An 18599-nucleotide genomic window follows, 5' to 3' on the forward strand; every position below is an offset into this window, starting at 1 on the left:
ACTCAACCTTAAGAATTATTTCTTTAACTATGTGAAAAAACACTATAAGTATTACAGAAAAAATGTGGAGATGCAGTAGTTGTTTTGTGTAAATCACTAGGTTGCCGTTCAATCCGATCGGTTTTTAAAGTTGCCAGAAGTTATTAAAACTGCGGCCTTTTTGCTATGATGTTGGCAATGTCAAAGAAAGATGGGAATGTGAATGACGACCTTAAAAAATGATCGTTTTCTGCGCGCATTGTTGCGTGAGCCTGTAGATGCTACGCCAGTATGGATGATGCGTCAGGCTGGCCGTTATTTGCCTGAGTACCGCGAAACGCGTACCAAGGCAGGAGATTTCCTTTCGCTTTGCAAGAATACTGAACTGGCCTGTGAAGTAACTTTGCAGCCTTTACGCCGTTATGATCTTGATGCCGCGATTTTATTCTCGGATATCTTGACGGTTCCGGATGCTTTGGGACTGGGGCTGTATTTTGAAGCCGGTGAAGGCCCGAAATTTCACAAGACCATCCGTACCGAACAGGATGTCGCCAATCTGCCTGCATTTAATGCCAAGTCGGATCTGGATTATGTGATGAATGCCGTTTCGACCATTCGTTCAGCCTTGGGCGGTCACGTTCCTCTGATTGGTTTCTCGGGCAGTCCATGGACTCTGGCAACGTATATGGTCGAAGGCGGTTCAAGCAAGGATTTCCGTTTTACCAAACAGATGATGTATGCGCAGCCTGAAGTTTTGCATGCTTTGCTGGATCGTCTGGCTGATGCAGTGACTGAATATTTGAATGCGCAGATCGATGCGGGTGCACAAGCGGTACAGATCTTTGATAGTTGGGGTGGGGCATTAGCACATCGTGAATATATCGAGTTCTCGCTGAACTATATGCAGAAGATTGTCGCTGGTTTGCAACGTGAGAAAGACGGCCGCAAGATTCCGGTAATTCTGTTTACCAAAGGTGGCGGTCAATGGTTGGAACCGATGATTACGACAGGCGCAGATGCATTTGGTCTGGACTGGACCACGCCATTGAATGTCGCTCGTCAAACGGTTGCTGGTCGTGCAGCACTTCAGGGTAACCTGGATCCTGCAACTTTATATGGTTCATCAGACACCATCATTAAAGCGACAAAAGCCATGCTGGATGATGCCTATGCCAATGGCGAGAAAACCGGTTATGTTGCCAATTTAGGTCATGGTATTACCCAGTGGGTTGATCCGGCGAATCCAAAAGCATTTATTGATACCGTACATGAGTATAGTGCCAAATATCTTTAGGATGTAAACCTTGATCGATCTATTCAAATCAGGGTTTGAATTTACTTATAAGGCAGCTTCGGCTGCCTTATTTGGGATTTTACTCCTGCTCGCTTTTGCGCTGACTGCTTCTATGGGCAGCGATCTCTTCTTTGGTTTTTACCGGTATGACTATCTGCTTTTTTTTGCTTTGCTGATTCAGGTGATATTGCTCTATACCAAACTGGAATCCTGGGCTGAAGCCAAAGTGATTGCGTTATTTCATCTCATGGCCATGGTGATGGAAATCTTCCTGACCCATCCGGCAATTGCTTCCTGGCATTACCCTCAACCCGCAATATTTAAAATCCTGACCGTGCCTTTATTTGCCGGTTTTATGTATTCTGCAGTCGGCAGTTTTTTTGCGCGCTCTTTACGTCTATATCAGGTTTCATTTGAAAAATTGCCGCGTTTTAGCCATATGCTGACATTGGCTGTCTTGTCTTATATCAACTTTATGAGCAAGTTTTTTATTCCCGATTATCGGGTGATTTTATTTGTCTGGAGCGTGCTGATGTTCTGGAAAACCAGAATTCGCTTTCAGCTGAATCGGCATACTTTTCAGTTGCCGATGTTACCCGTACTGCTGATTCTGGCGTTTATTATCTGGATTGCCGAGAACATCAGTACCTTTTACCAGATCTGGCTCTATCCAAGCCAGATTGAGCAATGGCATATGGTGGGATGGGGCAAACTGGGCTCCTGGTATTTGTTGTTATTGCTGAGTCTGGTGTTAGTACTGAAAATCTTGGGACAGCGTAATTCACAAGGCGATTGGGCGCTCAAGGAACAGTAAAATCAATCAGGTTATGTTTATGTAAAGCATACATTTTTTCAATTGCGCCAAACTTGACTTGTCGCTACTCTGCTGAGTATGTAATTTAAATTACATTATTAGAGTAATAACAAAGATTGCATGAGAATAATTGGAGAATAACTATGTTGAAAAAAATTATGCTGGCGGCGGTATTGGCGACTGGTTCAAGCATGGCGATGGCTGACCGAGATGTCGGTTGTGGTATCGGAAGCCAGGTGTGGGCGGGTCAGTCTGGTATTATTCCTAAACTCTTTGCAGGTACGACCAACGTTCTGTTCACGAATCAGTGGCTCGGGATCACTTTTGGTACTTTAGGTTGTAGCCAGGGCGGTACCGTAACCGCTCAAGTGGTGACCTTTACCAATGAAAACGCTGAAGCATTGGCGCGTGATATGGCAGTTGGAGAGGGTGAAAGCCTGAATGTTCTGGCTGAACTTTTGAATATTAAATCTGAAGATAAAGCTCGTTTCTTTAGCGTTTCCAAGCAGAATTTCTCTGAAATTTATTCCGAAGAAAACCAGAATACATTACAAGTTTTAAGCACCTTACAAACTGTGATGGCCAAAGATGAAGTATTGAAATCCTACATCTGATCCGCACCCTAAAAACCCTGCTGTTCTAGCAGGGTTTTCTTATGACTAAAAGAAATTGATGAGAATAAGTTAACTGAATGAAATATGCGTTCTTCATGTTGGGCCTGACATTCAGCCCTTTAAGTTTTTCTAGCGAAATTAATCCAGACATCCAGCATTATATCGCTCAGGCCGAAACTCAGCATCTGGATCAGAGCACTACCTGGCAACGTCTCATGTATGCCAATCCCCAAGGTCATAGCGAGGTTAACTATTCGGGCTATTTCCTGGCAGAGCAGGGAAAAACTGATCTAAAAAAAGAAATGCAGCATAACATTCAGGCTTTATTCCTGAGCGCAGAGCCGAATCAGTCCGTCCGCTGTAAGTTTCCTGCACGCAGCAGCTGGTTAATGCAGCAATTGAATATTTCCGAGCAACAATTGCCTGCGGTCAGTTGCCCGGATTTGGATAAATGGATTGGCGAGGTCAAGCCTTATCAGGCAACCCTGATCTATGCCACGGATTTTATGGGTAATCCCAGCTCGATGTTTGGTCATACCTTGTTGCGTCTGGACCCTAAAGACCAGCAACAACTCAATCTGATTTCTTATGCGGTCAACTATGCTGCGACGGTCGATGGCAATGACAACTGGTCCTTTGCCTGGAAAGGGCTGACTGGACAATATCCGGGTGAATATTCACTGATGCCGTATTACCGCAAGGTCAAAGAGTATGGTGACTTTGAAAGCCGGGATTTGTGGGAATATGAATTAAACTTAAGTCCGCAAGAAACCAGGTTTTTGGTACAGCATCTCTGGGAAATGCAAAATGTAAGTTTCCCTTATTATTTTATCAGTGATAATTGCGCTTATCGCCTACTGGGACTGTTTGATCTGGTACGTCCCGAGCTAAATCTACAGAAACAGTTTAATTCGACTGCGATTCCGATTGAAACACTAAAAGTAGTAGAACAGCAGGGCTTGATCAAACAGAAAGTTTACCGTCCGGCGCTTGAAACTCAATTGCTGGCACAGTCCAGACAGCATGGCAAAGCGCTGGCAAAAACTGCGCATCAGCTGGCTTATGCAGAAACAGGTGCAATGCCTTCAATCTTGCAGCCCTATCCGGCAGAAGATCAGGCCAAAATTCTGGAAATGGCCTATGATCATTTATATCTGGACTTTCTCCGACAAACAGTCGATAAATCATTTTCCCAGCCACGTTTCCGCAAGTTACTGGGTTTAAGAAGCCAGCTGGATATCGAGAAACAGCGTAAAGCGCCGGAACGTCCAAAAACAGATCCAGTACAAAGCCATCATGCACGAAATATCAGTCTTCAGGCCGGACAGGTTCAGGGTGAATCCTTTGTCCAGCTTGGCCATCGGCAGGCCTATCATGATCTCATCGACCCGCAAGGTGGTTTTCGAACCGGAACACAATTGTTGTTTCTAGATGGGGCTTTGCAATATCGTGACAGTGAGCTCAAGCTGGAACATCTGGATCTATTTACTGTCAATTCCTATAACCCGGTCAATCCGTTTAATACGCCATTATCCTGGGGTTTTAATCTGGGCTGGAAACAGGAGGCACTGGATGCGCATGGCCAGTTTAGTGAAGATGAACAGCATGGCGTCGCCAGCTTAAAAACTCAGGGTGGTTATAGCTGGGCAAATGCCAGCCGTGAACATCTATGTTATGCGCAAATGCAAACTCAGCTACAGGCAGGCAAGGCACTGGATCAAGGCTGGCGCGTAGGTGCTGGCCCTACTGTGGGGTGCCAGAATATCTGGAGCGATCAGATTAACAGTCTGGTGCAGGTGGAACTGCCTTATTGGGAAGATTCGCATCGCTGGCAGCTGAAACTGAATACTGAACTCCAATATGCATTCAATCCACAACATGCACTTCGGCTGTCTTGGGAATATCAGCAACAGCAGTCCAAAGACTGGGATCAATGGAGTCTTGGTTTGATCCGGTATTTTTAAGATTGAGTTAAAACTGATTAACACTATTCATAAAGTGCTGTGTATCCATGAGGCTGCTGTTCGGTTTTCCCTTGTATAAAAAAATTGGCTAGGTTGGGTACAAATAATCTGGTCGATATTTTAGGAAAAATACCTGATATTTGTTATATTTGTCACATAATGTGAGTGCGAATTGCAAGGTTTTGGGGAACACACAGTATGAATAATGAATGCATGGCAAGACTGGCCGAGCAATGGGAACAGATCTGTCAAAATTATTCATCTGATGACTTATTGCATGCCTTTCACTTTATTCAAGATCACTCCCTGATTCTGGTGGAAGAATTCTATAAAAACATGCTCCTTGAAAAGGAATCTGCAGAATTCTTTTCTGATGACTTGATTCAACAGCGCTTGCGCGACACTTTAAATGCTTGGCTACTTGAAAGCTTTAGTGTGGGAATTAATAAACGCTATGCCGATGCCGTGCAGAAACAGGCGATGGTGGGGCATGTGCATGCGCGTGTCGGAATTCCGTCTTGGCTGATCATGCGCGGTGTGCGTGAAATTGAGCGTAAAATGTTTGAACTGCTGGATGAGAATCCTCACCACAGTATGTTGACCACCTGCAGTTATATTGTCCAGATCATGGGATTTGCCACAGAAGTCATGTGCCGATCTTATGAAGCTAAAACAGCCATGAATCAGGAAATTAAACACAGTTATCGTGTTTTTTCAGCAATGCAGGATGTGGCCGTACAAAAAGATAAACAGCGCAGTTCATTGCTAGACTGGGAAAATGAGCTCATGTTCAAGGTCTTTTCTGAGCATGAAAAATTGAATCATCCGATGTTGTCCAAGTCGGAGTTTGGTTTATGGTTTATTCATAAAGCCTCTTATGCTTTTACCGGCTCTGATCAGGTCGATTTAATCATTGAGCGAATTTATCAAGTCGATGAACTTAATCAAGATATTATGGACTGTACGGACAAAAACAATATGCTGGGACTGATCCAACGAATCCGTGACTTGAACCGTGAGATTCAGTTGTTAGTAGATCAGTTATTTCAGGTGGCCGAATATATTGAATCAGGTAATGATTCATTGACCCAGTTATTGAATCGTCGTTATTTGAATACCATTATTTCACGTGAAATCACTTTTTCCCGTAAGAATCATACGCCTTTGTCTTTACTTGCCATTGATGCTGATTATTTCAAAAGTATTAATGACAAATTTGGACATGCAGCAGGTGATCTGGCCTTGAAATTTCTGGCCGAAGCATTGCAAAAATACAGTCAGGGCAGTGATTATGCTTTCCGGGTCGGCGGTGAAGAGTTTTTGCTATTACTGGTGGATACTGATGAGAAACGTGCCCTGAATATTGCCGAAAGTATTCGTAAATATATTGAAAATGGCATGATTAATTCGGCACAAGGCCAGCAGTTTAAATTTACGGTCAGTATTGGTTGTGTGCTTTATGATGGACATCCGGATTATCAGCGCTTCCTGAATGCGGCAGATTCTGCCTTGTATATGGCGAAGAACAACGGGCGTAACAGAGTTTATATGGCTCATCAGTCCTTGAACCCTGTCGCACAGCCACTCTCAGTTTAAATGAAAGGTTTTTAGCCAGTTGCAGACTGCTGCTCTATAAATTCCTGAAATTTCTGTTTTTGCTGAAGATATTCGGGATGATTTTTAGCTTTATCCCATTTCTGTTTAAAAATTTTGGCAGCAGCGGCTTTAACAGGATCTTCCTGATTGCGGGGCAGCTCGGAACGGCCATGCGCGCCACTTAAACCTTTTTTGTCTTCCGGAACCGGACCGTCGTATTTTTTGCCACCTTTATGGTTGGCATAACGCCGGGCACGGGTAAAACCCATCTGTAAAAACTTGCGTGCCATGTCCGCACCAATAAAATCTTCTTGTTTTAAATAGTCTAGAAAAAGCTGATAGATTTTCTCGCTACTGGCTTGGGCTTTTGCTTCATCTGCAAAGCGCCAGTGTGGCAGGATTTCCGATTTATAAGGCTCAACCAGTAATACACCTTGTTCACCACGGCCAATCCGGTAGAGCTCGGGTCGTTTACGAAAATTAATCTTTGCAAAGTCCAGAGAATAATCAAAACTATTCGAAACTACACGTGACGGACGTTTTGGTGGGGTTACTTTGGCAGATGACTTCATATTCGGCCTTTTCTGAAATTTAAAATGACTCAATATTTCAGCTAATACAAATTATAAAAACGAAAGGACAAGATACAGAAAAGCCCCTGTCTTCTAGAGCTAGGGGCTTTTCATTTTACTTCGATTTTTTCGAACTGGTCTTCGAGGTTTTAGCCTTGGTTGACTTGCTCTTAGAAGAGCTGCTCGACTGCTTTTTAGCAGGTGCCGATTTTTTTGAAGAAGACTTTTTCACTTTAGTGTCGTCTTTACTCTTGTTGCTGCTTTTTGCTTTAGCCGGTTTTTTCGCGGAAGAAGTCTTTTGGTCTTTCGCTTTATCACTGGCTTTTGAGCTCGAATTTTTCTTTGCCTTTACTTTTTCATCTTTGCTGGCATTGTCTTTCTTAGAAGATGCCGCTTTAGATTTACTGCTCGCCGCTTTTTTAGTGACTTTGCGATCACTGTCTTTGTCACTACTCTTATTCGACTTTTTCAGTTTCTCATCTTGGGTCTTTTTAGCAGTTTTTGCTGATTTTTTGCTGTCTTTCGCCTGGTTATTTTTTCTATTCGCCATGGTTACTTTCCTTATCATTAAAAATCAATCAGAAAGATATAAAGCGCTTTGCTGTATATCAACTTCAAATTACTTTAATGGGAGAGCGGCAGGATTAAAACTTTATCGTGTATCCAAGTGTAGGCTTGTTGCAAACACAAGCAGGAATTGTTTGAGTTCTAGACTGAAACATAGCAAGTTTTGGGACAGGTCTTTAAACCCTGTTACCAGGTGTTATTTATAGCAAGTGAGCTTTTGAATTAAGTATTGATATCCTCTTCCTTTAAAAGCAAAAAACCCCGAATGATCGAGGCTTTGAGTAACTTATTTTTAAGCTTTAATAATTAATAGCTTTCTGGAACCGCACTTAAAAATTCACGACGTGTTTCTTTGTCGGTTTTAAAATCACCAATAAATGATACCGTACGTGTGGTTGATTCCTGCTTGCCTACACCGCGCATCATCATGCACATGTGCGCAGAATCAATCATTACTGCAACACCGCGTGCTTTGGTGACTTCAGCCACTGCTTCTGCAATTTGCTGAGTCAGATTTTCCTGAATCTGCAAACGGCGTGCAAACATTTCAGTAATACGGGCAAATTTAGACAGGCCTAAAACATGACCTTCTGGCAAATAGGCGATATGTACGCGGCCATAAAATGGCAATAAGTGATGCTCACATAGCGAATAAAATTCGATGTTTTTGACCAGTACCATTTCACGGTTATCGGAAGGGAAGACCGCCTTGTTGGTCACTTCTTCAAGTGTCTGGCTATAACCCGAGGTTAAATATGAAAATGCTTTCGCAGCGCGCACAGGCGTATCTTTGAGACCAGGGCGATTTAGATCTTCGCCAACGGCAGTAAGAATGTTTGCGTAGGATTGCTGCATAGTCATATGACGTATTCACTTAAACTGAGAATGAACAAGGACGGCATTGTAGCAGAAAACTTTTACAATGCCTTGTTTTGAGGCTAAAACCGTTTACTGTTTGAACTTTGGATTCTTTTCTGCACGTTTGAGCAGAACCAATACCGCACCGGTACCACCTTGCTTTTCAGGTGCACTGACAAAAGCCAAAACATCGCGATGCTGACGCAGCCAGCCGTTGACATAGGTTTTTAAAATCGCTTCTGGACCTTTACCATGTACGATTTTAATCACGTTCTGGTTTTCATCTTTGGCGATCTGGATAATCTGCAGCACGGCTTGACGCGCTTCTTCCACGGTACAGCCATGCAGATCCACAGCTTCAAACCAGCGCAAGTTACCGGCTTTCAAGTCTTCAAACACTTTATGCTGCAAGGTGGCGATGCGATAGCTCAAGTTGGCCTGACTGCCGACAGGATTGAGCATGGCCTGAGTATCTGATAAAGCAATTGCCTCTGTTTCCAGCGGGCCAGTAGCCGCTGCACGCTTTGCCAAGATTTGTGCATCCGGCTTTTTCTTGCGTGGTTTGTCCAGTTGAACCGTATTTCCCGATTCAATTTTTTGTACGCCCTGCATTTGCTTGCGGAATAATTCCAGTTCTTCTAACGCTTCTTGCTCGACAGTCTTTTCAACAGGTGCAGCAACGACCGCAGGCGTTTGCGGCTGTGTAATTTGCTTCTTAAAAGATTTCAGCAGGTTGTACTGATCTTTAGATAATGAAGAATCGTGTTTACTCATAATGTAAAAACAAGGGAGATGCGGAATTTACAAGAATTATAGTCTGAAAATAGACAAAGGAGAACTGAATTGCGTTCATGACATTGCTGAGGATTTTAAATACGCTCGAGAATCTATGATCTACTTTTCAATATTGAAAATAAAAAAGCCCAATCCTGAGATTGGGCTTTTTTAATGCTTAGGTGAGCATTTACATTTTAAACCGCTTCAGGCTCACCAAACAGATCGCGGAAAGCATGATCCGGACGTGGTTGTTTCATGAAGCTTTCGCCGACCAGAAAGGCGTGAATATCATTTTTCTGCATCATCGCAACATCCGCAGGTGTGGCAATACCACTTTCAGTCACCAGCAGGCGTGAAGGGTCCAGTAATTTTTTCAAACGTAATGATGTGTTTAAATCCACATCAAAGGTTTTTAAATTACGGTTATTTACACCGAGCAGACAACGATCAGAAAGTTTTAAAGCACGGGATAGTTCTTCTTCATCGTGAACTTCAACCAGTACATCCAGATGATGTTCAAATGCAGTTTTAGACATTTCTTCTAACTGCTGATCAGACAGGCAAGCCACAATTAGCAAGATACAGTCTGCATGCAGAGCACGTGCTTCGATAACTCCATAAGGATCGATCAGAAAGTCTTTGCGCAGTGCAGGCAGGTCGCAATGTGAACGGGCAATCTGAATGTTGTCATCATGTCCTTGGAAAAAGTCTACATCGGTCAGCACCGATAAACAGGCTGCGCCTGCCTCCTGATACTGTGCTGCAATTTCCGCAGGGTTAAAGTTCTCGCGAATAATGCCCTTAGATGGCGAAGCTTTCTTAATTTCAGCAATGACACCCGGACGTTTCGACACTAAAGACCGGGCAAAACCACGCACAGGTGATGCACCTTGTGCCAGTTCTTCCAGATCTTTATAGCTTTTCTGCTTTAAACGTAGGGCAAACTCTTCTTTTTTACGGTCAACAATCTTGCCTAAAATTGTGTTTGCGATATCCACCATGATCAAAATCCCTGACCGAATTAAGCTTCGTAATGTTTAATGGTTTTGGTAAATTCAGACAGCACACTCATTTTTTCAAGTGCCTGACCGCCGTAAATAATGTCATGTGCCAGCGCAACACCTTGCTTATAGCTGCTGGTTAAACCGGAGACATAAATACCCGCGCCGGCATTCAGCGCGATCATGTTCGCGGCTTTATCACCGATGTCTGATTTCTTCTTGCCCAGCGCATCTTTGATCAAAGCCAGACTTTGCGCAGAATCTTCCACAATCAGTCCGGTCAGGGTTTGCGACTCAATATCGACCGATTCAGGAATAATTTCCCATTCAGTGACTTCACCATTTTTCAGTTCAGCAACATGAGTTGAAGAGGCAATACTGATTTCATCCAGACCATCACGTGAATGTACTACCATCACATGTTCAGCACCGAGCTGTTTCATAACTTCGGCAATTGGACGGCAGAGTTCATTGGAAAATACGCCAATGACCAGACGTTGTACGCCAGCCGGATTGGTTAAAGGACCGAGCAGGTTGAAAATACTGCGAATCCCCAATTCTTTACGTGGGCCGATTGCATATTTCATGGCTTGATGATGATTCGGTGCAAACAGGAAGCCGACACCGACATCACGGATACAGCGTTCAGTCTGCTGCATATTCAGGTCCAGATTAATCCCGGCCTGTTCCAGCAAATCTGACGAACCTGATTTGGTCGAAACGCCGCGGTTACCATGTTTGGCAATGGTTGCGCCCGCTGCTGCGATCACGAATGCAGAGGCAGTAGAAACGTTAAACAGGTTTTGACCGTCACCGCCTGTGCCGACGATATCGACCAGATAAGGAATGTCACTGACATCAATTTTAGTGGCAAGTTCACGCATGACACGTGCAGCTGCGGTAATCTCATCAATGCTTTCGCCTTTAAGACGTAAGCCCATCAGCAGGGCACCAATCTGGGCATCGGTCGCTTCACCTGACATGATGGCACGCATCACGTCTTGCATTTGATCCTGAGTCAGGTGAATGTTTTTAGTAATATTGCTTAAAGCTTGTTGAATATTCATAAGGTGTTCTTAGGCATAAATTTCGAGAAAGTTTTTAAAGATTTGATGACCATGCTGGCTCAGAATCGATTCAGGATGGAACTGCACGCCTTCGACCGGCAATGTCTTATGTTTCACACCCATAATTTCTTCCATAGAGCCATCCGCTTCATTGGTCCAACACGTCACTTCCAGACATTCGGGCAAGGTGGCTTGATCAATCACTAGGGAATGATAGCGCGTTGCAGGAAATGGAGAAGGAAGATTGCTGAAAATCCCGGTATCACTGTGGTACATATCAGACAGACGACCATGCATGACACGTTTGGCACGCACGATATCACCGCCAAATGCCTGACCAATACTCTGGTGACCAAGACAAACGCCCAGTAAAGGAATTTTTCCAGCAAAATGCTGAATGGCAGGAATAGAAATCCCTGCTTCACTTGGCGAGCACGGGCCGGGACCAATCACTAAATACTTGGGTTGCCATCGCTCTATATCTTCCAATGTCACGGCATCATTACGGACTACTTTTACTTCTTGATTCAGTTCGCCAAAATATTGGACGATGTTATAAGTAAAGGAGTCATAGTTGTCGATCATGAGAAGCATATCGCACGTAACCTCTTGAGAATTATGAAAATGAGTATCTTTATTTCTAATCGTTACTCACTATGTTACTCACTTTTAGAAAAGTGACTGATTTTGCAGGCATTAAAAAGCCGCTAATCAAGCGGCTACTTTACCAGTTTTTGAATGCCTTGTGACAACTTCGTTCACATAACTATTTAGGTAGTAACTTCTCGGGCCATCTTTAGTCGGCTGGTCAATTTCTCCTTTTTTAATCCGGTCATACAAAGTCGGCTCACTCATATTCATCCGCTTCGCAAATTCCTTGATACTTACTCGGCGCTCATCTTGATTTGCCATTGCTCTTTTAAGCTCCTGCATCTCATCAAAGATAGCTTCGAGTAAATCACGTTCAGATTCACTCATGACACCTCCTTTAAGCTTCTTACTACCGTCTCCGGCAACCCAAACACATCCTTAAAAGCCTTATCAAATTCACCACTAGCAATAAATTGATCAATACAGTTTTCCGGTTTTTGATGCTCTGCGATATAACTACTCAATGCCTCATATATACCGTTTGAATTTCCCTTTGTTACACCGACATGAATCTTGTCACCGATGTTCTTGACTGGAAATCCAACATCAAGATTTGAAGCATCAATGATTTCCATAAATGGCACGAATTCACCCTGATTAAAAATCAGATCAAATGGCATTTCTTTATGCAGCTCATCACAAACATAGTTAGCCAGTTGAAGTTTTGTTAATTGAATTTCAGTCATTGGTTGGCTCCTGTGCTTTTGGTAAGGGCATCCACCACTTAATTTCACCAATAGCATCTTCAAAATACCCGCCGCAATCGTCTACACGCCAAACGGCTAACTGAACGTCATCATCAACACAAATCAAAACTTCAGTATCAATTTGCGGTGAAAGTAGGTGAACATTAATCCATTCCGGCACCGCTTGGGCTTTGGTTTCCCATCCAGCGCGGAACGTATCCCAGTGCTCATTAAATTCATCAACCTGATTTGTCATTTCAAAATCAGTGGCAACATATTGCTGCAATTCTTCATCAAACTTAAAAGACCAATCTGGATTTACATTGTTTGATGACTCAAACGCTTTTCTTTGAATATCCATCACGCCACCTCATAGAAGCGCTTAGCCTCATCAAAATCAGAAGTAATTAACTCAGCACTATCTTTGTAGCAGTGCACGATTTCACCGTACTTAAAAGCTTGTTCAGCCTGCTGCATGTTTTTGCACTGGTACATCGGCTCTTTAAACCAGTCTTCTGTATAAAACATTTGTTCCTGGTGTTCTTCAGCTGTGCCTTCCCATTCTTGAACCTGAAAGTATTCATCAAATGATTCGATCATGAACTGATTACCTTCAGCTTTAGTCATGGCTCTGTATCGAGCCAAAGCACGTTCAGCAATTTCTTTTGATGCAGCAGGTGACTGTTCATGCGGACTATCATCTTCAGGGCAGATTCCTACGCACCACAATTTATTCTTTTCCATCACGCCACCTTTACATCTAAATAATCAGGGTTATCCAGGTGCTCTTCATATTCACCAAATAGCACCTGGCATGCTGCATTGCCTGTTAAATCTTTCTTTAAAAGCACATAACTTAGTGTCTTGCGTGTGCCTTTTCCGCTAAATGTCGAACTGCCATCTGCAAGTTCATTTTTGGTATAACCCAATTTTTCTAGCCACAACTTGAAACCGACTTCATGCTTCTTTTTAATTCTGAAGATCATGCTGCAGCCTCCAATGCTTTACGCAAATGCAGATCGATATCACCTTGCCCTAAAAACCACTTAATGTAGTCCTTAGGAAGATCCTGAATCTCAGTGCCTTTATGTTTGCCAAATGGCATTTTGGTTGGGATTAATGCCACCTCAGACATCTGGTACAGAGAAGTCATGTCCTTAATGCCCAGCTTTAGGCAAATGTTTTTAAGAATGATGTACGTGAACCAGATGTCATATTTAGCGTTATGCGCTTTACGTAGGTAATCACGTGCTTTTTCTTTATCAGTGCTCACGAAATAGAACAGGGCGCTAAGGGTGTGAGTTTCCAGTTCTGGCCATGCAAATCGAGCCAAAGCCAGGGTGCATATAGTTTTTAAATTCTCAGAACTAACGCCACACTTACTAATCGCCTCAATGTCGTATTTGACATTGTGACCAACGATACATTCCACAGACTTAGGAAGACTAAATGTGTCAAAGCTTGGTTTGGCAGCAATATCGGATTCCAGGATGTGATGGACTCCCATCGCACCAAATGAAATAGGCTCAGGGCATGAGAAGTATTCATCAAACAGGTCAGCCTGGTTGAACTGCAATACTCCCTGCTCAAAAGAGCAAGGTGCATAAGCGATTTCAATTGGATACCCATTAATAGTGTTGGTTTCGGTATCAAGAATTATTGCGTTCATGCTGTTATTTCCCCTTTAGCCAATTGTTCTATTTCATTTTTTACAGCTTCAAATTTGGAAGCTTCTATTTGGTTGAGAGCATCAAGCCCTAAGTGCTCACATACTGTTTTTGCATCAAGCCCACAGGTATCGATAAAGTCCTGTAGATCGGCAAGCTGCTCATCAGAAATGCCATTAAACTCTGGTGGATCTGTCCATGCATTGCGCTGTCTATCGAATATGCACTTCATTTCCAGAGCACGACGAACCAGCTCGGCACGCATATTCTTGTAATACAGATGAGTGTCTTCAAGGGACTGAGTGAGCTGATTTAGATCACTCGCATACTGGGCCTCACCACAGCTTTGTACCCAGTTTTCTAGATCTTCTTGAGCCTTGATTGCGGCCAATTGATCTGGTGTCAGGGTATTGATATGGTCCTTAGCCTGTTTGATAAGATCGGCCAGAAATGTAGGGCTGGTCTTTAGATCCGGCACCCATACTTCACCAGTCTCACCGCCTAAACCACCCGCATTTTTAGCGTGATGGGTAGGGCAAGGCTTAAAGCTAATTACCCGGGCATTCTTGCCTTCACCAGTAGTGACTGTGGTCAAATAGCCCATAATGTCAGCAATGCGATATAGCTCATTACGGTTTTTACCACCCAGATCAGGGCGATAAATTACCTGGTCACCGCTTTGATCTTCAGAAGCGTGAGCGATAAACACCACATCTTTTCCTGAAGCGATCAGCGTATTCACATATTGCTTAAAGATGTTGTTGGCCAAGCCCTGGGCTTTAAGCTTTAACGATCCATCTTTTTGTTTGTTGGTCGCATTCAGCATTAAATGTGTTTTGATGCTTTCAAGCATTGCACCGACGGTATCAATCACAATGGTGTTATATGGTTCAAGATCAGCCATTGTGAGGTTTGCAACATCAGACCACTGGTGAGCCTGAACTACAGCACCGCGACGAAGTTCACCAGTACGGTGGGAACCCTTGTCAAAGTCGAATGAAATAGCCTTATCACCAGTAAAGCCGATAGAGGTTTTACCCAAGCCTGGATCTGCATACAGGTAAACAATAATTGCCTGAACTAGCAGCGCTTGATTCGCTGGAATAATATTAATCGCCATCTCAACGTGCTCCTGCAGGACGGTTATTACGCTTAAAGTTCTTATAGTCTTCCGATGCAAAGAAGCCGGTACTTTCTAAAACTTGATGACGCTTGTTCTTTCGCATAGCAACACGCGCATTTTCCAGTCCATCTAAAATCCATTTCGGAGTAAGGGATTTATCCATCTTCCTCAATGAGCCGTCCGGCTGAATGGAATAGATAGTTGTGTTGCAGAAATAGTCAGCAATAGTTCCTGAGCTTTTGACACGTAGGGCAAAATAGCTGGCCCGAGTTTTACCTACTCGATATATTTCAAGTCCCTCAAAGGTCTTGATGTATTCAGAGAAGTAGCGATGAGTTGAGTTGAACTCAATCGGCATTGACACTACAGGTAGCTCATCTGCTTTGAATTGCAGGAAGCCGGTGTAAAGGTCTACAAAATTAATTTGAGTTCGATCATTTAAAGGAGACCAGTCATCAGAGCCACACTCACACCAGTAGACCGATTGGCCATTCAGGAGTGCTTCAAAAATTTGATCAGCAGAATTTAAAATCATGACTGAACCTCCACCAAGCGGTGCTTCATGATGTAGCCGGCGATCATTGAATTGATTTCGCGGTGATCCTGGTAGTCTGTGAAGTCTTTATACGGATTGCCATTAGCATCGAACGCCTTGATTTCACCTAGTTCAACGACTTCTATATTTGTGAATTCGGAACCTGGTACACCGTAATCATCCGGGTATGCTTCAACTTCAAACGAAGTGATTTCCAAACGGAAACCATCCAGATTTACGACTGCTTCACCGCGCATATCGTCGAGCATCTTTAAAGAAACAATTCCATATTCAGATTGAATATTTTGAGCTGGTGCTACCTGGTCAGTACCAAAGTCAGCAAGATGAGCAAATGCCAAGGCGCTTACAGTTAAGGCAGCGGTAAACAGAGTTACCTTGAAGCTATTGTGTGGAGTTAATTTTGTGTTCATAATAATTTCACTCAGTAGGGTGATGGGTCACGCTCCAGGTTGTTACAGCAACGCTGGGGCTTTTTGTTGTCTGTGAGATAAAATATACCTGTGGGGTAAAATAAAGTAAATACCTGTTGGGTAAAAATGGTAAAAATATTTTTACTCTTCAGGTGAAATAAGATTTAATAGACAAAAGAAAACCCATCACAGGGATGGGTTGGATGGAGTCATTAGAATGATTGGTATTACAAAAGAAGGTCAGTTAATAGAGGTAATGGATTCATCTCCACTAACTGGGGTGAAACTTATCGGTGTTTTAATTACTAATCCTAATGATTTAAGCGAAAACCATTTAAATATCGCTAATCACTTTTACCACAAAGATTCCCAACAACTTCATAAGTTAGTCCTAGAGGCTTTACGTATAAATCTGAATCACCACCATTTGTCGAGTGAGCAACCTTAACAACTTCATATAAAACCCCTTCTTCATTTTCATCTATTTCAATCCATTCACCTACGCGAGGATGGGTTTTGAATTGTCTAGCATAGAGTGATTTTGGTTTAGTTTCAGATATATCAATAACAATTAATTCAAGCATAAGTTCTCCACCCGATCCAAGAGCCGCCCGGGTATGCGGCTTTTTGTCAATCATTATTAATAGATTTAATTAAGATTTTATCTTGATACATCTTTCTATCAGCTTCTATGATGGCGGTGGATAACCCATATGTTGGATTTCGCATTGCAAGACCAATTGCCGCACTAACTTCAGCTTTCGCAAAAGCATTTTGAATTCTTGTTACAAGCTTCTCAGCATTCTGCAGATTAGTTTCGATACTGAGTACGGCAAATTCATCACCACCTAGGCGAGCAATAATATCATTGCTACGTACTATGCCTTTTAAAGCTACAGCCATTCTTTTGATCAGCTCATCACCAGCAGCATGTCCTAGATTGTCATTAGTAATCTTTAGATCATTTAGGTCAATCATAAGCACAGCAGTAGGGTGACCATATCGCTTACACCGTTCTTCTTCTAACTCAACTAATCGATCCCAAGCACGACGGTTATAAAGTCCAGTCATTGGATCAGACAATGCTTCCATTTCAAAGCGTTCAGCTTTACGTATGTGTTCGGTTGCTCTTAATTCAGCTTGAATCGTGTAACTAAGCACCTTTCCTATAAGATCAAACAATGGAGCATCCTCAACAAGGACTTTAGACTGAGGTTCGGGATCAATTGCACAAAGAGTGCCAAACAAGGAACCATCTTCTTTTAAAAGAGGTTGACCGATATAGGCTTTAATAGTGACAAGTTTATTTATTGGTGCATCTGTATAAACTTGAACATCGGGCGAGTAAGGGGCAATGCGGGGCGCATTATTTTGTACCATGTGTGAGCAGAACGAATCTGCCCATTGAAATACTTGTCCTGGCTTAACGTTATAGCCATTATCTTCACTTAGTAACACAATCCAGTCATCACCTTCGGTACGGGTAATCATCCATAACTTAAATCCAAATCGTTGAGATAAGAATTTTAAAATAGCTTGGCCAGCCTCTTCGAAATTCTTAAAGTTAATATTATTCATTAAGTTAGTCCGTATTTGTACTAAGAGAGATATGGAAAAACAATTTTTAGACTACAGCGTCATATATTATAATTTTAAACTGATAGGAATATTACTTCATATAATAAAAAGACAACCCACCACTGAGGTGGGTTGTCCTAGAACAATAATCTTATTTTTTGTATTCAGTAATACTGATAGGTTTATCTTTCATAAACTCTACAATACCTTCACCAGCTTTGAAGTGAATTGAAACACCATCATTATTGGCTAAACGCATACCACTTCCTGAAATAGCTCGCTTAAGGTGATAAACCTTGCCAGAATTATCTGTCATTTCTGCAGTTTCAAAATTATCCGAAGATTTCAATTCAACTGTAAGATCCATTGGACCAGTAAAGTTAATTACCTGAGTTTCAGCCGGAGTATTGCTCACAACTTTTTCTTGTACCACTTCATTTTTTGGATTTGAAGTACAGCCAGTAATTGCTAATCCTAACAATGCTGCACCTAACAAATATTTCATTGATACTTACCTTTCTATTTATGAATCATAGGTATCTTTATATTAATTGTTATAATGTAACATTTAAAGACAAGGTTACACTTACCTTACATAAAGAAAACCCGCGGATAGCGGGTTAGTGATGGTTTTTACTTTGTTATTACAGGTCTTCTCATGCTTGACCTTAGGCTCAGTGTATCGAACCAATGTTTCAGTCGTGAGAAATGTCTAGCAGCGGATACTATCTCTTTTCTTGTAATGATCCATAATGAGATCCATATCAGCCAACAGAGCTGGTTCAGTGTAGTTCGAATTCAACTTAAGCATATTGGGAGTATAGT

At 42.5% G+C, this 18599-nt stretch carries 24 protein-coding genes; 5 read left to right on the forward strand and 19 right to left on the reverse strand.

The window, feature by feature from the left end; genetic code table 11:
- The first annotated feature begins 202 nt into the window (after window positions 1-202).
- From hemE to NI465_RS01075, 5 genes are all read left to right on the forward strand, one after another.
- Window positions 203-1273 (forward strand): uroporphyrinogen decarboxylase, encoded by a 1071-nt coding sequence (gene hemE / locus NI465_RS01055; protein WP_148334388.1) that lies wholly within the window; start codon window positions 203-205, stop codon window positions 1271-1273.
- A gap of 10 nt (window positions 1274-1283) precedes the next feature.
- A complete protein-coding gene (locus NI465_RS01060) occupies window positions 1284-2087 on the forward strand; it encodes a DUF817 family protein (protein ID WP_004646389.1) in 804 nt (267 codons plus the stop codon).
- Between the two features lie 143 nt (window positions 2088-2230).
- Window positions 2231-2701, forward strand: a complete 471-nt coding sequence (locus NI465_RS01065; protein WP_004279577.1) for a DUF3015 family protein — start codon at window positions 2231-2233, stop codon at window positions 2699-2701.
- Between the two features lie 77 nt (window positions 2702-2778).
- Window positions 2779-4665, forward strand: a complete 1887-nt coding sequence (locus NI465_RS01070; protein WP_071851861.1) for an Lnb N-terminal periplasmic domain-containing protein — start codon at window positions 2779-2781, stop codon at window positions 4663-4665.
- Between the two features lie 198 nt (window positions 4666-4863).
- Window positions 4864-6261: a diguanylate cyclase gene (locus tag NI465_RS01075; protein ID WP_071851863.1), complete on the forward strand. Its 1398-nt coding sequence runs from the start codon at window positions 4864-4866 to the stop codon at window positions 6259-6261.
- A gap of 11 nt (window positions 6262-6272) precedes the next feature.
- Here NI465_RS01075 and NI465_RS01080 read toward each other — a convergent pair whose 3' ends face one another.
- The 19 genes from NI465_RS01080 to NI465_RS01170 form a co-directional block, all read right to left on the reverse strand.
- Window positions 6273-6833: a DUF4385 domain-containing protein gene (locus NI465_RS01080; RefSeq protein ID WP_071851865.1), complete on the reverse strand. Its 561-nt coding sequence runs from the start codon at window positions 6831-6833 to the stop codon at window positions 6273-6275.
- Between the two features lie 115 nt (window positions 6834-6948).
- Window positions 6949-7383 carry a hypothetical protein gene (locus tag NI465_RS01085; protein ID WP_253143953.1) on the reverse strand — a complete coding sequence of 145 codons (435 nt, stop codon included), beginning with the start codon at window positions 7381-7383 and terminating at the stop codon, window positions 6949-6951.
- A gap of 323 nt (window positions 7384-7706) precedes the next feature.
- A complete protein-coding gene (gene folE, locus NI465_RS01090; RefSeq protein WP_004730181.1) occupies window positions 7707-8255 on the reverse strand; it encodes a GTP cyclohydrolase I FolE in 549 nt (182 codons plus the stop codon).
- 93 nt (window positions 8256-8348) lie between these two features.
- The gene (locus NI465_RS01095) at window positions 8349-9032 is read right to left on the reverse strand and encodes a Smr/MutS family protein (RefSeq protein ID WP_253143954.1); all 684 of its coding nucleotides are present in this window, start codon (window positions 9030-9032) and stop codon (window positions 8349-8351) included.
- Between the two features lie 197 nt (window positions 9033-9229).
- The gene (gene trpC / locus NI465_RS01100) at window positions 9230-10036 is read right to left on the reverse strand and encodes an indole-3-glycerol phosphate synthase TrpC (protein ID WP_005246850.1); all 807 of its coding nucleotides are present in this window, start codon (window positions 10034-10036) and stop codon (window positions 9230-9232) included.
- Between the two features lie 20 nt (window positions 10037-10056).
- Window positions 10057-11103, reverse strand: a complete 1047-nt coding sequence (trpD, locus tag NI465_RS01105) for an anthranilate phosphoribosyltransferase (protein ID WP_004279589.1) — start codon at window positions 11101-11103, stop codon at window positions 10057-10059.
- Between the two features lie 9 nt (window positions 11104-11112).
- Entirely contained in the window at window positions 11113-11697 is a 585-nt protein-coding gene (locus NI465_RS01110; protein WP_004646400.1) for an anthranilate synthase component II, read from the reverse strand.
- Window positions 11698-11814: 117 nt separating this feature from the next.
- Window positions 11815-12081, reverse strand: a complete 267-nt coding sequence (locus NI465_RS01115; RefSeq protein ID WP_253143956.1) for a helix-turn-helix transcriptional regulator — start codon at window positions 12079-12081, stop codon at window positions 11815-11817.
- A complete protein-coding gene (locus NI465_RS01120) occupies window positions 12078-12440 on the reverse strand; it encodes a hypothetical protein (protein ID WP_253143958.1) in 363 nt (120 codons plus the stop codon). The genes NI465_RS01115 and NI465_RS01120 overlap by 4 nt, the downstream gene beginning before the upstream one ends.
- Entirely contained in the window at window positions 12433-12801 is a 369-nt protein-coding gene (locus NI465_RS01125; protein WP_253143960.1) for a hypothetical protein, read from the reverse strand. Before NI465_RS01125 ends, NI465_RS01120 begins: the two co-directional genes overlap by 8 nt.
- Complete coding sequence (locus NI465_RS01130) at window positions 12801-13184, reverse strand: hypothetical protein (protein ID WP_005097185.1); 384 nt, start codon at window positions 13182-13184, stop codon at window positions 12801-12803. The genes NI465_RS01125 and NI465_RS01130 overlap by 1 nt, the downstream gene beginning before the upstream one ends.
- Window positions 13184-13426, reverse strand: a complete 243-nt coding sequence (locus tag NI465_RS01135; protein WP_005262278.1) for a hypothetical protein — start codon at window positions 13424-13426, stop codon at window positions 13184-13186. Before NI465_RS01135 ends, NI465_RS01130 begins: the two co-directional genes overlap by 1 nt.
- A complete protein-coding gene (locus NI465_RS01140; protein WP_253143963.1) occupies window positions 13423-14109 on the reverse strand; it encodes a putative quorum-sensing-regulated virulence factor in 687 nt (228 codons plus the stop codon). The genes NI465_RS01135 and NI465_RS01140 overlap by 4 nt, the downstream gene beginning before the upstream one ends.
- A complete protein-coding gene (locus tag NI465_RS01145) occupies window positions 14106-15227 on the reverse strand; it encodes an ATP-binding protein (RefSeq protein ID WP_253143965.1) in 1122 nt (373 codons plus the stop codon). Before NI465_RS01145 ends, NI465_RS01140 begins: the two co-directional genes overlap by 4 nt.
- Window position 15228: 1 nt before the next feature.
- Window positions 15229-15765, reverse strand: coding sequence for a hypothetical protein (locus NI465_RS01150; RefSeq protein WP_253143967.1), 537 nt, complete (start codon window positions 15763-15765; stop codon window positions 15229-15231).
- Window positions 15762-16196: a hypothetical protein gene (locus NI465_RS01155; RefSeq protein ID WP_253143969.1), complete on the reverse strand. Its 435-nt coding sequence runs from the start codon at window positions 16194-16196 to the stop codon at window positions 15762-15764. The genes NI465_RS01150 and NI465_RS01155 overlap by 4 nt, the downstream gene beginning before the upstream one ends.
- 344 nt (window positions 16197-16540) lie before the next feature.
- The gene (locus NI465_RS01160) at window positions 16541-16780 is read right to left on the reverse strand and encodes a hypothetical protein (protein WP_253143971.1); all 240 of its coding nucleotides are present in this window, start codon (window positions 16778-16780) and stop codon (window positions 16541-16543) included.
- Window positions 16781-16826: 46 nt separating this feature from the next.
- Window positions 16827-17774, reverse strand: coding sequence for a sensor domain-containing diguanylate cyclase (locus NI465_RS01165; RefSeq protein ID WP_253099067.1), 948 nt, complete (start codon window positions 17772-17774; stop codon window positions 16827-16829).
- A 151-nt stretch (window positions 17775-17925) separates the two neighbouring features.
- Window positions 17926-18279, reverse strand: a complete 354-nt coding sequence (locus NI465_RS01170) for a hypothetical protein (protein ID WP_005262268.1) — start codon at window positions 18277-18279, stop codon at window positions 17926-17928.
- Between the last annotated feature and the right edge of the window lie 320 nt (window positions 18280-18599).

The organism is Acinetobacter lwoffii (assembly GCF_024129855.1).
Lineage (GTDB): Bacteria > Pseudomonadota > Gammaproteobacteria > Pseudomonadales > Moraxellaceae > Acinetobacter > Acinetobacter lwoffii_L.